This window comes from Candidatus Poriferisocius sp. (genome assembly GCF_965204145.1).
Classification (GTDB): Bacteria; Actinomycetota; Acidimicrobiia; order Acidimicrobiales; family Bin134; genus Poriferisocius.
Genome location: NZ_OZ241977.1, coordinates 681,051 through 696,357 on the forward strand (window position 1 = coordinate 681,051; position 15,307 = coordinate 696,357).

Sequence of the window (15,307 nt, forward strand, 5' to 3'; positions counted from 1 at the left end):
CCGCCCAATAGGCTGGCGGCGGGCCCGTAGCTCAGTGGTCAGAGCAGGCGACTCATAATCGCTCGGTCGCGGGTTCGATCCCCGCCGGGCCCACCTCTTCTTCCTCGCTCGGCTCCTGCCAGCGGCGGGTGAGCCAGCCCAGGCGGTGGGCGACGTACAGGCCGATCATGGCCAGCGCAATGCCAACGAAGCCGTCGATCACCCAGTGGTTGCCGGTGAGCACCACGGCGACCGACATCAGCAGCGGGGAGGCCACCGCGAAGATCCGGACCGGGATCGACCGGACAGTGCGGAACAAGATCACCCCGGCCAGCACGTTCCATCCCACGTGAAAGCTGGGCAAAGCGGCGTACTTGTTCACCACCGACGGGGGCTGGAGGTACTTGTAGGAGGTGGACAGCTCGGTGACCGTGTCGGTGAACCCGTCGAAGAACCGGGGCGGGGCCACCGGGAAGAAGGCGAAGAACACCAGGCCCAGCGCGCCGGAGACGATCATGGCGTTGCGCATCAGGGTGTAGCGGCTCCGGTTGTAGTGGTAGAGCAGCAGGAGGGCTCCGATGATCACCGGCCAGTGCAGCCAGATGTACACCCAGTTGAAAAAGGTGACCAGCCAGTGGTAGTCGAGCACAGCCGACTGAGACCAGGCCTCGAAGTCCAGCCCCAGCGTGGACTCGAAGGTCAGCAGGTCGTAGGCGTTCTTGAACGCGGCGACTTCCGCCCCTTTGGTGATCATCCGCACACCGAAGTAAATGAGCGCGGCCACCGTCACAATCAGGACTTGACCTGGGAAATTGCGCCAGCTCCGCGCGCCGCCGGCGATTTCCGGCGCGACGATGATCTTAAGCTGGCGAACCATGGGACCTTAATGTTACCGATTCGTTACCGGGGGTTTCCACCACATCTACCGGCGGTCATTGCCGGCGGCAGCGGGGATCCGGATGCGCTCAGATATCGCCCAGCCAGGCGGGCGCCCGGTCGAGCAGGAACTCGCTGATCTCAGCCACTTTGGGCATCACGCCGCCGAGGCACTCCTGGCCGGTGAACATGCCGCTGATCGACACCTCCACCCGGGCCGTGATGGAGATGCTCCGCTCGGGAGCATCGGTGACCGCGGCGTAGGCGTCGATGGCCGACACGTCCAGGGGCAATTCCATGCCGCCGATACCGGCCAGGTCGGTGGCCAATAGCAGCAGGTCGGGGCCGTCGGGCAGCGGCGGCAGGCTCCACGACACCACCATGGGCAGCTTGAAGTCCTCGGTGGGCTCCACTCCCTCGGGCAGCTCCATCACATGGTCCTCGAAGCTCAGCATCACCCGGGGGTCAACCTCCAGCGCGATGTGTACGTCGAGCGGACCGCCGCAGGCAGCCGCGGGGTGCAGGTCAACCTCCCAGGCCTGGCGCATGGAGTAGGTCTCCACGAAATGGCGATCATCGTGGACATGGAAGCCGTGATCAACGGCATGGTCCTTGAGATCGGCGATGAAGGTGGCGATATCGACGACAGCCAAGAACCCCACACTGCCACGAAATTGACCGTGCTGGCTATCCAATAGCGGTTAGTTTCACCCCGGTGGACGGCGACCGGATTCTGGCAGTCTTCGACCGGGCCGCGGCCCGGGTGGCCGAGGCAGTAGCCCGGATCGACGGTGGCCAGCTCACCGGCAACCGGGAAGGCCAGTACAGCTTCGACGTGGCCGCCGATGAAGCGGCCCGAGAGGTGCTGGCCGAGGCCGGCTTCGGGGTGTACAGCGAGGAATCGGGACTGCACGACGCCGACCGGGAGCTCGTGGTGGTGCTCGACCCGGTGGATGGCTCCACCAATGCGGCCCGTGGCCTGCCGTGGTACTCCACCAGCTTTTGCGCGGTCGACTCCGATGGGCTGCGGGCCGCACTGGTGCTCAACCTGGCGAACGGCAAGGCCTATCGCGCCGTGCGGGGCCGAGGGGCCACCGTCGACGGCCGCCCGCTGGCCCCGCCGCTCGACGATGACCCCCATCGGGGATCAGGGCCGTCGGGACAGGAGTCTCTGGGGGCGGCGACGGTGGGGCTGACCTACATTCCCCCCCGGCATCTGGGCTGGAGGCAATACCGGGTGCTGGGGTCGATTGCCCTGGATATGACCGCGGTGGCCGAGGGGGTTCTCGACGCCTACATCGATTGCACCAACGAAGGGCACTCCACCTGGGACTACCTGGGTGCCGCATTGGTGTGCGCCGAGGCCGGAGTGGCCATGGGCGAGGCCTGGGGGCGAGAGTTGCTTCCCATCGATCTGGCCGAGCGGCGCTACCCGGTGGCGGCTGCCACCCTGCCGCTGCTGGACGAAGTGCTGGCCCAACGGCGCACATTCGGCGCCGACGACCCTGCCGCTATTGGTGCGGGAGAGGCCGCAGAACACCACTAGCCTGGCCGTTGCACCGGGCGCGTAGCTCAGATGGCAAGAGCGCTTCCCTTACAAGGAAGAGGCCGGGGGTTCAAGTCCCTCCGCGCCCACTCACGGTCTCGGAATCGAATTTCTGAGCATTTGGGAGAAGGTGGCGGGATGGGTAACAATGGCACCCGGTCATATCACCGGCCGCGGTATGGGAGCGCGCCGGTCCTTTGAAGGGGGAAACGTGAAGCACTTCCGCTGGCTCATTTGTCTGTTGGCTGTATTCGCCCTTGTCGCCGCGTCGTGCGGTGGCAACGACGACGATGATTCGGGTGCTCCCGCGCCCACCGAGGCGCCAGACGACATGGGTGATGACTCCATGGACGACGACATGGGTGACGATTCCATGGACGACGACATGGGTGACGATTCCATGGACGACGACATGGGTGACGATTCCATGGACGACGACATGGGTGATGACTCCATGGACGATGACATGGGTGATGACTCCATGGACGATGACATGGGTGATGACTCCATGGACGACTCCGATGCTGAGCCGGTTGCGACTGAGGAACCCGAAGTCGACCCGTGTGAGGCCGTGGACCTCGAAGCCACCGATATCGGTATCACTGAAGACACCATCACCGTGCTGGTCATGGCCGATGTCGGCTCCCCGCTGGCGCCCGGCCTGTTCCAGGGCTCCATCGACGGTGTCAAAGCATGGGCCAACCATGTGAACGCCGAGGGCGGCTTGGCCTGCCGCCAGGTCGAGGTGATCGAGCACGACTCAGCTATCAACCCCACCGAGACCACCAACGGCTTCCTGGTGGCCTGCGAAGACGCGTTCGCACTGGTGGGTACCACCGCTCTGTTCGCCCTTGACACCACCGATCTCCAGTCCTGCCCCGATGCCCAGGGCAACGAAATCGGTGTGCCCGACTTCGCCTACATCACCACGGAGCCGCCCCACCAGTGCTCGGTGGTGACGTTTGCCACCAGCCGGCCCAACAGCGAGTGCCCCTACGCCGGCACCGGCGACCGGGCCGTGCAGAGCCAGGTGGGCCACGTGCAGTGGCTTCTGGAGAACATTGAGCCCAATATCAACGGGGTGTACCTGATCCCCTCCGACCTGCCCTCCACCATCGCCACGTCGATGCCCCAGGTGCGGGCCTTCCAGGAGATCGGCGTTGTCATCGACGGCGAGCCTGGCGTGAGCGGGTTCACCACCCAGTCGGAGTACGGCGCCTACATCCAGATCATGCGGGACAACGACTCCAATTTCGCCTACTCCGGCTCCGACGATCAGTCCATGATCAAGTGGCGCAGCGAGGCCGAAGCTCAGGGCTTGGATACCGACAGTGTGATTTGGATGTGCCAGTTGGCCTGCTATACCCCCAGCTTCCTGGAAGCCGGTGATGTGGTGGAAAACACCTACATGTGGATCTGGTTCCTGCCGTTCGATGAGACCGACACCAACCAAGAGCTGGCCGACTTCATGGAGGCCATTGATGACCCGTTCCCGCCGGCATGGGCCGCGGGCTCATGGGCCGATGGCGTGCTGTTCGAGCAGGTCGTAAACGGCATCGTGGCTGAGAGTGGTCCCAACGGCCTCACCCGCCAGGCGGTGCTTGACGGTGCTCGCAATCTGACGTCGTTCGACGCGAACGGTTGGTGGAGCCCGGCGGACTACTCCACCACCGAGAACATCATGCCCTGCTTCATGCTGATGCAGGTGCAGAACAACGAATTCGTCCGGGTACACCCGCAAGAGCGGGGCGAACTGGACTGCAACCCCGACAACGTGGTCGGCCTGACCCGAGACTGGGGAGCTGAGTTCGGCGGCTAGCCAGGACAGAAGTGAGGAGGCCAGGAAGGTCTGAGTTCTTGTGATCTTCGGGGTGCGTCGATCGGTTGCGGTTGCCGCCTCACTGGGGACGTTGGCGGCGGTGATCATCGCTGTCTTCACCTGGAAAGGTGCCCCGGTCACCAGCGAGACCTTCCTGGTCACCACCTACATCGGGCTCTTCCTCGGTGCCCTGTGGGCCATGTACGCCACCGGTTTGGTGGTGGTGTACACCACCACCGGGGTCTTCAACTTCGCCCAGGGTGCCATCGGCGTGTTCGCGGCATTCTTTTATTGGGAACTCCACGTAAATCGGGGCTGGCACTCCATCCTCGCCCTGTTCGTGGTGGTGGGCCTGTTCGCACCTGCGCTGGGCGTGGTGCTGGACATAGTGATCATGAGGCGCCTGCGCACCGCGTCGCTGGTAGTGCAGCTCATGGTCACCGTGGCAATCATGGTGCTGCTGCTGTCGGTGGTGGGCGACATCTGGGAGGCCGATACTGCCCGCCGGGTGCCGTATTTGTTCGGCATCAACAACGGCATTGACTTGGGACCGTCTCAGCTTCCCTGGCACCGGCTCATCGTGTTTGTGGTGGCTATCGCCATTGCCGTGGCCATGCGATATTTGCTTCGCCGCACCCGCATCGGCACGGCCATGCGTGCGGTGGTGGACAACAGGGAGCTGGCTGCTCTCAACGGGGCTCGTCCCAACGTGGTGTCGTCTACCTCCTGGGCACTGGGCTCCATGCTGGGTGCGCTGGGGGGCATCCTCATCGCTCCGGAGCTCGGCCTCGATCCGGCAACTCTTAACAGCGTGGTCATCATCGCTTTTGCCGCGGCGGCCTTTGGAGCACTGAGGAACCTGCCCTTGGCGGTGATCGGCGCCATGTTGATCGGACTGCTGCGAGCCCACACAGTGGCCTGGCTGGACTTCGGATCCGATTTCCGCTTCGCCCACCTCGCTGTTGCCCCGCTGTTGCTGCTGTTCGTGGTCATAGCCTTGCCCCAGGCCCGCCTGGAAGTAGGACGGCTGGCTCATCATCTCCGTCGCCACGAGCGCTTCACCAAGTGGTGGGAGGGACTCATCGGCTGCGGGGTGATCATTCTGCTGGCGGTGGCGTTCTCCGGCGGCTGGTTGAACTTCGGAATCTGGGATCCTGGTGCCTGGGACAGCCGAGGGCTGAACTCGGCCAATGAAGCCATGGCCCTGGCTCTCATCGGCTTATCGCTGGTTCCCTTGATCGGCTGGGCCGGTCAGATCAACTTCGCGCCGTTGGCCTTTGCCGGATTCGGCGCCTTTGTGTACCTGAAGGTGATAGGTGGAGGGTGGGTCACGTTCCTGGGGTTGGATCGACTGGGCTTGGATCCCCAGGACATCAGAGATATCGACAACGGCTACTGGATCCTCCTGGTAGGGCTACTATGCGCGCCCTTGGGTGCCTTGGTAGCCCTTCCCGCCGCCCGTCTCAGGGGGCTGTATCTGGCTCTCATGACTATGGCCTTCGCCCAGGCGATGTCGCTTATCTTCTTCCCCAACCCGTGGGTTATGCCCATCATCGGGACCGGTCGGCAGTTTCCCCACATTGAGCTGTTCGGCGTTACCTTCGACGACCGCCGGGGCTTCTTCCTGTTGCTGATGTGCGTATTCGCTGTCGTTGTCTACGCGCTGGTACTGCTGCGACGGTCTCGGTATGGGCGAAGATGGATGGCCATCAATGACTCGCAGGCCGCGGCAGCCACCCTCGGGGTACCAGTGGTGTGGACCAAGGTTGTGGTGTATGCCCTTTCAGCGGTCATAGCCGGCATTGCAGGGGTGTTCTGGGCCACTGTTTCGGGCAACGTCGACAGCGTGCAGGGATTTGACTTGCTAATCGGGTTCAATATCGTGCTGTTGGTGGCGGCCGCCGGAGTGTCCATACCGGTGGCTGGCATCTTCTTGATCTTCATTCCGCTGTTCACCGGGCTGGGACACCGGCTGGAAGATTCTGGGAATGTGGATTTTCTGGTCACGCTGCTCGACATCATGACTACTTATGGACCGGGGTTGCTGGTGCTCGGCATGGTGTTCAATCCTCGGGGGGCAATTTTCGAGATGGGCCGGGGGTTTTCGCCCATCCTGCCGTGGCGCAGCGACGCCCGGGCCGAGATCGCGGCCGAGAATGCCCAAAAGCGCGAGCCGGAGATCGGCGAACTGGGCATAGAGCGGCCTTTCACCCCCGAAGAGGTGATCGCCATCGACCGACGGCTGGGGATCCTGGACGAAGTGGTACCGAAGGAGGGTTATGGCACTTCTCGAAGCTGAGCAAGTGGTCATGCGCTTCGGCGGCGTGGTGGCCCTCGACAATGCCTCGGTGGACGTCGACCCCGGTCTGGTCACCGGCCTCATCGGCCCCAATGGCGCGGGCAAGACCACCCTGTTCAACGTGGTCACCGGCCTTTTGCCCCCCACCAGCGGCACGGTGAAGTTCGACGGCGTCGACATCACCCGAGCCGGGGTGGCCAAGCGCTCGCAGATGGGCATCGCCCGCACGTTCCAGAAGCTGGAGGCGTTCAACACGCTGAGCGCGTTCGACAACGTGAGGGTCGCGGTGGAGAAGAACCACCGCACCAAGTGGAAGCACCGGCGGGTCAACGATGTGGCCCACGAGATGCTGGGCAAAGTGGGCCTCGACGACGTAGCCGACGTGACCGTGGGCACGCTTCCCACTGGCAGCGCCCGCCTGGTCGAGCTGGCCCGGGCTTTGGCCTGTCGCCCCCGTGCGCTGTTGTTGGACGAGCCGTCGTCTGGGCTGAACGAAGAGGAGACCTCCTCCATCGGCCAACTCCTGCTTGAGCTGGTGGCCGACAAAGACAACGATCTCGCGGTGCTGCTGGTGGAGCACGACATGAGCTTCGTGATGGGGGTGTGCGCCCGCATCCACGTGCTGGACTTCGGCAAGATCATCGCGGTGGGCACCCCCATGGAGGTACAGGCTGACTCTGCTGTTCGGGCCGCATATCTGGGCGGCGACGAATTTCGAGGGGCTTACGCGGAGCTCGACGGATGAGCGACGAGACGGCAACCCCGCTGTTGGAGCTGGTCGGCATCCGGGCCGGCTATGGCACCATCGACGTGCTGCACGGGGTGGACCTCCGGGTTATGCCCGGCACGGTATACGCCCTGTTGGGGCCCAATGGGGCGGGCAAGACCACCACCCTGGCCGTGGCCAGCGGCCAGATCCAGCCCCATGCCGGCTCGGTGCTGCTCGACGGCCACGAGGTGAACGGGGTCTCCCCCGACAGCTTGGCCCGGGCCGGGGTGTGCTTGATCCCCGAGGGCCGGGGCATCTTCCCCAACCTGACCGTGGCCGAAAACCTGCGGATGTGTACCTATGCCGGTGTTTCCTACAAAGACGTACAGGAGCGGGCCTTCGCCCAGTTCCCCCGTTTGCAGGAGCGCCGCAGCCAGATGGCGGGCACGCTGTCGGGCGGCGAGCAGCAGATGCTGGCCATGTCCCGGGCGCTGTCCACCGACCCGGCCCTGCTGATGCTCGACGAGCTTTCCATGGGGCTGGCGCCCATCATCGTGGAGGAGCTGTACGAGCAGGTGGCCACCCTGGCTGAAGCCGGACTGTCCATCCTGATTGTGGAGCAGTTCGCCCAAGCGGTTCTGGGTGTGGCCAATGAGGCCGCCATCATGCTTCACGGCCGAATCCAGCGCACCGGGCCGCCCGAAGAGATCGCTGAAGAATTGACCGCCGCCTATCTAGGCATGTCCTGAGGAGACACCATGAGTGACACAACCGACGCCACTGGCGACAGCAGCCGGCTCGACGAGTTCCACGACGAGGTATCCAAGCTCCGCGCTTCCGGCGGCCGGGCCAACCCCGACCGGTGGGTGTTCCGCATCGGCTTGATCCTTACCTTGGCCGGCCTGGCCTTCACGGTGGTCTCCTTCGTCTTGACGGGCAAGGCCTACGACACCGAGGGCACCACCCTCCATCAGTCCAACCACCTTGACTTGATTGTCTCGGCCATATTTGGCCTTAGCCTGACGCTTATCGGCCTGGTGATGATCACGATCAGCTCATTCAAGCGCTTTATGCGCTATTGGCTGGTCCGGCTCGTGTACGAATACCGCGAGCAGACCGACCGGGTGGTGGGCAGCTAGCGCAAAGGGCGCCGGGCTCAGAGCTCGTCGAGCAGGGCCCGCAGACAGTCGCTGGAGGGGTTCTCCAGCCAGAACGGGTTGTCGGCGGGCATATCGCCCCGCAGCACGGTGCGGTTCATCACCCGCACCACGATGGCGGTGTAGCGGGCCGCGGCGAACACCTCATACCAAGTGGTGTCGCCCGGATCACTCCCGGCGTGAGCGGCGTACAGATCCCGCTGCTCGGCCCGAGAGGGCTCGCCTTCCAGGCGGGGCTGGTCGCCCATGTGCTCGTGCGACCACCGGTCGAACATGAGCCACCATCCCAAGTCCACCAGCGGTGAGGCGATGCAGGCGGCCTCGAAGTCGGTGACGCAGGCGGGCTCGAAATCCTGCCAGATGATGTTGCCGGGCCGCCCGTCGCCCCAGTTCAGACACAGTCCGTCGTCGGCGGGCATGTTCTCGTAGAGGTACTCGAACCCGGCCTCGAGGATCGGGTGGTCTCGGCCGTCGAGCTCCCGGTCGGAGTAGTCCCGCCAGATCCGCACCTGGGTGGCGGTGCCCGGCCGGTCGCCGGTGGCCACCAGCCAGTCGAGACCGGCGGCCTGCCAGTCGATGGCGTGGATCTGGGCCATGGTTCGCAACCCACGGTCCACCAGTTGGCGGCGCTGGTCGGGCTGGGCGTCGAAGAAGAAGCCGGCGCTGGTGTAGATGGGATCCTCTCGGGGGATGTCGCCGCCCACATACCCCATGGCAAAAAACGGCCCGCCAAGGACGGACTCATCGGCCTCATAACCCATCAGCGGGGCGATGGGGGCATCGCTGTGGGCGGCCACTGCCGACATGACCCGGTACTGGATGTCCACCTCGACGTCGAGCTCGCCCGGCGCCTGCTGGGGGTACACCGGTGGCTCGGGCAGCTCCCGGCGCAGCACATAGCGCTCGGTCCCCGGGCCGCTGCCCCGGTCCACGGTGGCGTCGAACAGCAGGGTCTCCGCCGAGTAGCCCCCCGACGGCACCTCGAACGGGCCGATGTCCACGCTCCGAGCGCCGAGCCGCTCGGCCAGCCACCCAGCCAGTGGTTCCCTCAGCTCGGATCGGTCGCTTCTCGCCCCCAGGATGTCGGGTCCCTGGTCGCTCATGGAACCGTTAATTGTATTCCTCGGCCCTGGGCACCTCATACAGCGGATCGGGCGTCATCTCCAGCGGACCGCCGTGCTCGATCCGCTGGCGGGTGCTGCGATGCAGCGGGTCTTTGTCCAGCTTGGGGATCACGTGGGTGCCGAACAGCCGGATGGTCTCCAGGCAGACCTCGTGGTCGAGCTGGATGGGGAGGCCGAACGACACCTGGTCGCAGCCGATCTCGTCGTAGCGCTTCACCTGCTCCAGCACCTCGTCGGGGTCGCCGCACAGCAGGAACCCCGCCGCGATGCGCTCCTCCACGTCCTGGATGGTGGGCTCGGGCACCAGCTCGGGGTACACCGGCAGGCCCTCGGGCTTGGGGAAGGTGTCGTGGTACTTGAACACCAGCGACTGGAGATAGCTGAGCTGCATCTGCTCGCACACCACCCGGCGGGCCTCCTGGCCGTCTTCCAAGCACACCAGGCCGTTGGCGATCATCACGTTGTCGTTCACGTACTCGCCAGCGGGCTCGGCATGGGGGATGGCGTTCTTGTAGGCCTCCACGTGGGGGGCCATGTCGTAGATGGCCGACACGTTGAACCCCAGCACGCCCAACCCGTGGCGGGCGGCCTTCTCATAGGTGGGGGTGTTGCCCGCGGCCACCCACATGGGCGGATGCGAGTGGCAATAGGGCTTGGGCAGCACGTTGAACGTGCCCCAGGTGCCGGTCTCGGGGGTCTGGAAGGCGGTGCCGTCGGGATGGGAGTAGGCGGTGCTGCCCCAGATCTTCTTGAACTCCCAGATCACCTCGTCCCAGTTGGCCTTGGTATCCGACGGGTCGAGGCCGAAGCCGCCGATCTCGTGGCTGCCCGCCCCCCGGCCGGTGCCGAACTCGAACCGGCCCTTGCTCATGTGGTCGAGCATGGCCACCCGCTCAGCCAGCTTGAGGGGGTGGTTCACGATGGGGTTCAGGTTGAAGATGCCCGATCCCATGTGGATCTGGGAGGTCTGGGCGAAGGAGTAGGCCATGAACACCTCGCTGGCCGAGGTGTGGGAGTAGTCCTCCAAGAAGTGGTGCTCGCTCACCCAGATGTACTTCCAGTTGTGCTGGTCGGCCACCCGAACCATCTCCAGCTCGTTCTCAAAGGCCTGATGCTCCCAATAGGGGCTGCGGGCCCCGCCCCGGCGAGGCGACCCCTGCAAGAAAATGGCGAACTCCACGATGCTCCTCCCTCTGTCGTTGCGCCCGCAGACTACTCGCCGGTTTCTTGGCAGGCTCAGCCCGACGAGAGGTCCAAAACCACCCGGCCGATCACCTCACGGGATTCCAAAGCGTTCATCGCCTCGGGAAGTTCTTCAAACGGGTAATTGGCGGTGACCACCGAGGCGATGCTGCCCGCGTCCCACAGCGCGCTGAGCTCGCGGTGGTCGGCCAGCCGCTCCTCCCGGCTGTAGCGGGAGGGGATGGCCCCCACCACCGAGTAGTTGCGCTGCACCATGTGGCGGACGTTCACCGGCGCCCACTCGCCGCTGGCGAACCCGATGATCACCAGCCGGGCGTCGCGGGCCGCGCACCGCGACGCGGCGGTGTAGGCGTCGCCCCCCACCGGGTCGTACACCACGTCCACCCCGCGTCCATCGGTCAACTCCATGACCGCAGCGGCGATGTCGCCCTCCCGGTGGTCCACGGTCTGGTGGGCCCCGAAGCCTGCCGCGGTCTCGCAGCGCTCCGGTCCGCCGGCCACCCCGATCACCCGGGCTCCCAGCGCGGCGCCCAGCGAGCAGGCCGCCGCCCCGGTGCCGCCGGCGGCGCCCAGCACCAGCAGGGTTTCGGCCGCCTTCAGCCCGCCCCGGCGCACCAGGCCGATCCAGGCGGTGTGATAGGGGATCAAGAATCCGGCCGCGGCGGCGTCGTCCATGGAGTCGGGCACGGTGAACGCCGAGCTCCCCAGCCCCAGGCACAGCTCGGCGAATCCGCCGTCGCCGGTCTGAAACGAGGTAACGGCCATCACCCGCTGGCCGGGGGCCAAGTCCACGCCCTCGCCGGCCTCTACCACCGTCCCGCACACCTCCTGGCCGGGGGTGAACGACCCCTCCGACGGCCCCAGCGGATACACCCCCCGGCACATGAACACGTCGGGCAGGCCGACGCCCACCGCGCCCACCTTCATCTGGAACGTTCCCTCCCGGGGATCGGGCGCGGCCCTGTCAGCCAACCGCAGCACCTCACCCGGCGCCCCCGACCCTTCGACCACCCAAGCTCGCATCCGCCTAGCTTCGCCCACCTGGACCACCAAGTGCGAAGCTAGCGCCATGGCTGACCGGTACGGATTGGAAACCATCGCCACCGAGCTCGATTCCTCCGGAGTGCTCACCGCCACGCTGAACCGGCCCGACCGGGGCAACGGCCTCAACAAGCAGATGCACCTCGACCTGCGGGACCTGTACCGCCGCATCGCTGAAGACGCCGAGGTGCGGGCGGTGGTGCTCACCGGCGCGGGACGCTCGTTCTGCGTGGGGGCCGACTTCGCGGTGATGGAGGAGAACCTGGAAACCGGGTATCCCGAGGGGCGTCCCGACCTGCTCGACGACGGGATCGACATCGCCCGGGGGGCGTTGCGGGTCCGCCAGCCGATGGTGGCCGCGGTCAACGGCCATGCCATCGGGCTGGGGGCGTCGCTGGCCCTGTTCTGCGACATCGTCTATCTGAGCGACGCCGCCCGCATCGGCGACCCTCACGTGAACGCCGGGCTGGTGGCCGGCGACGGGGGAGCGGTGCTGTGGCCGCTGTTGGTGGGGCTCAACCGGGCCAAGGAGCTGCTGATGACCGGCGACCTCCTCGACGCCGCCCAAGCCGAGCGCTTCGGCCTGGTGAACCACGTGGTGCCCGCGGAGGAGGTGCTGGCCTCCGCCACCGCCATGGCCCAGCGGCTGGCCTCTGGTCCCCGCCACGCCGTCGAGTTCAACAAGCGGCTGTGCAACAAGGAGCTGGAAGACCGGGTCAACCGCCTCTACGACCTGGCCTTCGCCCTGGAGGCCATCACCTTCGACACCGACGATCATCGGGAGGCGGTGGACGCCTTCTTGAACAAGCGCACGCCGAACTTCGACCGCGGTGACAAGGATTGATCGTGGCCAACCACAAGCTCTACATCCACGAGTTCATCGACATCATCGGCCACAACCGGGCCAACTACATGCACCACATGACGGCCAACTGGTCGCCCATCGCCCAAGACGAGCGCGACCAGCTCTGCTACGGGGTGTGGGCCATCGTGGGAACCACCAGGGGCTGGCCCCAGGTGCTGAACCTGTGGGAGGAGGACGGCTGGGACGGCATGGCCACCTCATTCCGCCTCGAGTGCCAGGGTGCCGGTGCCCAAGACCCCAAGCTGGCCAAGTGGTGGGCCCAGGCGGCCAACTACCGCCAAGGCGGCACCGACAGGCTGCTGGTGCCCGCCCCCTGGACCCGGACCATCGAGGAGCTGTGCGCCGACGGCGTCACCGGCGAGTGCTACGCCCACGAGCAGGTGAGCCTCAAGCGGGGAACGTCAGCCGAGTTCTTGGAGCGGGTGCGTACCGACGCCATGCCCGCCTATGAACCCTACGGCTGGGAGCTGGCCGGCGCGTGGCAAACGGCCATGGTGGCCGACGACGAGGCCTTCCTGCTGTGGGCCATCCCCACCTGGGAGGCATGGGCCGACTTCGAGAAGGCCCAGCGCACCGACCCAGGCCTGGCCCGATGGCAGGCCGCTGTCCACGACCTAGTGGAAGGCTGGCACCGATTCCTGCTGGTAGACGCCCCGCTGTGCCCGTTCAAAACGGGCCGCCAACCGGCGCGCAGCGACCGGATCGACTACGAGGATCTCTAGGCGAGCTGCCCGCCGCTAGACCGCGATCTTGTAGAGGGCGGCGGCGTTGTCTTGGAGCACTTTGCGGGCCACGTCGTCGTCTACATCACCTAGGGCGTTGGAGGCTTCTTCGAGGCCGAAGGGATACAGACAGGTGGGATGGGGGAAGTCGGTCTCGAACAGCACGTTTTCGGGTCCGACTTGGTTGATGAGTTTGTCGGGGGACAGGTCCTCGAACCAGTAGCAGCCGTACATCTGTCGGCGGAAGTACTCGGTTGGGCTCAGGCTGAACTGGGACTGGACCTCGATAGTGAGCTGGTCCATCTGATAGTCCAGCGACTCCAGCACGAACGGGATCCAGCCGACTCCCGACTCCACCGACACGATCTTGAGCGTCGGATGGCGTTCCAGCACACCGGAGAAGATCAGGTTGGCCAGCACCCGGGCGTTGGTCAGGTACATCATGGCCGAGCCGATGGCCAGCTTTTCGTCGTCGCCCTGCGACGGCCACGGCGAGGTGCCGAACCAGCCCATCGAGCTCTCGCTGGCCCCGATGTGGAAGTTCACCGGCAGCTCGTGGTCGCAGCAGAACTCCCACAGCGGCCGCCAGTCCTCCTCGCCCAGATCGGGCAGCCCCCGCAGTTGGGGATCGCTGCACATCACAATGCCCCGCAGGCCCAGACCCACGATGCGCTCGGCCTCGGCCAGCGAGCCCTCGATGTCCCACCACGGGATCAGCCCCATGGGGAACAGTCGCTCGCTGGAGTTCTCCTGAATCTCGGCCATGGCGTCGTTGTACACCGACACGCACAGCCGCTTGAGCTCCACGTCTTCGATCTGGCCGAACTTCTGGCTGCCGAAGCCGGCCAGGTTGGGGTAGAGGATCTGGGCGTGGACGCCGATCTGGTCCATGACCTCCACTCGGGCGTCCATGTCGTAGGCCCCGGGATGGACGTCGTCGATGGTCCAGCCGAAGAACTCGGTGCCCAGGGCCTTGGAGCCGTCGGGGCGCACCACGCCGCTGGCGGTGGCGAAGCCCAGGGGCTCCCCGTCGAGGACCCAGTGAGGCCGTCCGTCCACATCGGCCACCTTCGGGAGCCGGTCGACATAGTCCGCCGGCGCCCGGCTGCTCCACAGGTCGTGGGGCTCGGTCAAATGCGTATCGACGTCGATGACTCGGATCTGATCTCGCGTTGCGGTCATACCCAAGTTTGGCACGTTTTCCGTGGCTGCTTCTTTGTCGGACTCAGGTAGGCGCCCCGTCGGAGAGGTAGGCGCGGGCAACCGTCAGAACCGCGTCGGCGAGAGGGCCGTGGGTGACGAGGTCGGAGTCGGCGGCAGCCATGCGACGGGTGGCGACCCGGCACCAGTGGGATGCGGTGCCGGTGATGCTCTGGGGGGCGCCATCCTCCCCGTAGGTCCAGGCCTGGCCTGACGGTGAGACCAGCTCCAGTCGTAGTTCTGACAGCGGGGCTGGCTGCTCCACTTCTTGGCTCCGGAAGGCGTAGGGGAGGGCCCGGTAGCCGATGTGGGCCACGTGGCGGATGCGGTCGGTGTCCACCGGTTCGACCCCGGCGGTGGTGAAGCAGTCCAGCCCGTGGGCCCAGGTTTCCATCAGCCGGGCGGTGGCAAACGAGCGGCAAGTCATGGGGCCGTCGCCCCAGATCACCGGGTCTTTGGCGTCCAGGGCGAACATGGCCTCCAGGCTGGCGGCCCGAGACGCCCGCCAGTTCTCCAGCACTTCGGCCGGGTCGGCGGGCAGGGGAGGGCCGGGCCAGTACCCGGAAGAAAATATCTGATCGCTGCGACCGGTCAGGGCCAACAGCGCCGCGCCCTCGCTCACGTCGAGATGGTGGATCTGGTGGGCCAGCGTCCACCCCGGCGACGGCGACGGCGTGGCCCACACCTCCGCAGACAGTGGGGCTACCAGATCGTCCAACACCTGGTGTTCGGCGGCGAGGTCGCCCAATAGCACGTCGTCCATGCAA

15 protein-coding genes and 2 tRNA genes are annotated in these 15,307 nt (G+C 65.8%); 10 read left to right on the forward strand and 7 right to left on the reverse strand.

Annotated elements, in window-relative coordinates; genetic code table 11:
- Positions 1-20: 20 nt before the first annotated feature.
- Positions 21-93, forward strand: a tRNA-Ile gene (locus ACOGI7_RS03005).
- Here the strand turns inward: ACOGI7_RS03005 and ACOGI7_RS03010 are convergent.
- Positions 53-856 (reverse strand): phosphatase PAP2 family protein, encoded by an 804-nt coding sequence (locus tag ACOGI7_RS03010; protein WP_419851446.1) that lies wholly within the window; start codon positions 854-856, stop codon positions 53-55. The genes ACOGI7_RS03005 and ACOGI7_RS03010 overlap by 41 nt on opposite strands.
- 88 nt (positions 857-944) lie before the next feature.
- A complete protein-coding gene (locus ACOGI7_RS03015; protein ID WP_419850445.1) occupies positions 945-1,508 on the reverse strand; it encodes a hypothetical protein in 564 nt (187 codons plus the stop codon).
- A 62-nt stretch (positions 1,509-1,570) separates the two neighbouring features.
- Between ACOGI7_RS03015 and ACOGI7_RS03020 the strand changes: the two genes are divergently transcribed.
- From ACOGI7_RS03020 to ACOGI7_RS03050, 7 genes are all read left to right on the forward strand, one after another.
- A complete protein-coding gene (locus ACOGI7_RS03020) occupies positions 1,571-2,401 on the forward strand; it encodes an inositol monophosphatase family protein (protein WP_419850446.1) in 831 nt (276 codons plus the stop codon).
- A 15-nt stretch (positions 2,402-2,416) separates the two neighbouring features.
- Positions 2,417-2,490 (forward strand) — tRNA-Val (locus ACOGI7_RS03025).
- Positions 2,491-2,579: 89 nt separating this feature from the next.
- Positions 2,580-4,220: an ABC transporter substrate-binding protein gene (locus tag ACOGI7_RS03030; protein ID WP_419850447.1), complete on the forward strand. Its 1,641-nt coding sequence runs from the start codon at positions 2,580-2,582 to the stop codon at positions 4,218-4,220.
- Between the two features lie 52 nt (positions 4,221-4,272).
- Complete coding sequence (locus ACOGI7_RS03035) at positions 4,273-6,519, forward strand: ABC transporter permease (RefSeq protein WP_419850448.1); 2,247 nt, start codon at positions 4,273-4,275, stop codon at positions 6,517-6,519.
- On the forward strand, positions 6,500-7,264 hold the full coding sequence (locus ACOGI7_RS03040; protein WP_419850449.1) for an ABC transporter ATP-binding protein: 765 nt from the start codon (positions 6,500-6,502) through the stop codon (positions 7,262-7,264). Before ACOGI7_RS03035 ends, ACOGI7_RS03040 begins: the two co-directional genes overlap by 20 nt.
- Positions 7,261-7,977: an ABC transporter ATP-binding protein gene (locus ACOGI7_RS03045; protein ID WP_419850450.1), complete on the forward strand. Its 717-nt coding sequence runs from the start codon at positions 7,261-7,263 to the stop codon at positions 7,975-7,977. The genes ACOGI7_RS03040 and ACOGI7_RS03045 overlap by 4 nt, the downstream gene beginning before the upstream one ends.
- A 9-nt stretch (positions 7,978-7,986) precedes the next feature.
- A complete protein-coding gene (locus tag ACOGI7_RS03050) occupies positions 7,987-8,367 on the forward strand; it encodes a hypothetical protein (RefSeq protein WP_419850451.1) in 381 nt (126 codons plus the stop codon).
- Positions 8,368-8,384: 17 nt separating this feature from the next.
- Here ACOGI7_RS03050 and ACOGI7_RS03055 read toward each other — a convergent pair whose 3' ends face one another.
- The 3 genes from ACOGI7_RS03055 to ACOGI7_RS03065 are packed head-to-tail and all read right to left on the reverse strand — an operon-like array spanning position 8,385 to position 11,735.
- On the reverse strand, positions 8,385-9,488 hold the full coding sequence (locus ACOGI7_RS03055) for a phosphotransferase family protein (RefSeq protein ID WP_419850452.1): 1,104 nt from the start codon (positions 9,486-9,488) through the stop codon (positions 8,385-8,387).
- Positions 9,489-9,495: 7 nt separating this feature from the next.
- Entirely contained in the window at positions 9,496-10,689 is a 1,194-nt protein-coding gene (locus tag ACOGI7_RS03060) for an LLM class flavin-dependent oxidoreductase (RefSeq protein WP_419850453.1), read from the reverse strand.
- 56 nt (positions 10,690-10,745) lie between these two features.
- Entirely contained in the window at positions 10,746-11,735 is a 990-nt protein-coding gene (locus tag ACOGI7_RS03065) for an NADPH:quinone oxidoreductase family protein (protein ID WP_419850454.1), read from the reverse strand.
- Between the two features lie 46 nt (positions 11,736-11,781).
- On the opposite strand from ACOGI7_RS03065, the gene ACOGI7_RS03070 reads away from it, so the two are divergent.
- Together ACOGI7_RS03070 and ACOGI7_RS03075 are read left to right on the forward strand one after the other, a co-directional pair.
- Positions 11,782-12,597: an enoyl-CoA hydratase/isomerase family protein gene (locus tag ACOGI7_RS03070; RefSeq protein WP_419850455.1), complete on the forward strand. Its 816-nt coding sequence runs from the start codon at positions 11,782-11,784 to the stop codon at positions 12,595-12,597.
- 2 nt (positions 12,598-12,599) lie between these two features.
- Positions 12,600-13,340, forward strand: coding sequence for an NIPSNAP family containing protein (locus tag ACOGI7_RS03075; RefSeq protein ID WP_419850456.1), 741 nt, complete (start codon positions 12,600-12,602; stop codon positions 13,338-13,340).
- A 15-nt stretch (positions 13,341-13,355) separates the two neighbouring features.
- On the opposite strand, the gene ACOGI7_RS03080 is transcribed toward ACOGI7_RS03075, so the two are convergent.
- Positions 13,356-14,522, reverse strand: a complete 1,167-nt coding sequence (locus ACOGI7_RS03080; RefSeq protein WP_419850457.1) for an amidohydrolase family protein — start codon at positions 14,520-14,522, stop codon at positions 13,356-13,358.
- A 43-nt stretch (positions 14,523-14,565) separates the two neighbouring features.
- Entirely contained in the window at positions 14,566-15,303 is a 738-nt protein-coding gene (locus tag ACOGI7_RS03085; protein WP_419850458.1) for a maleylpyruvate isomerase family mycothiol-dependent enzyme, read from the reverse strand.
- Positions 15,304-15,307: the final 4 nt, after the last annotated feature.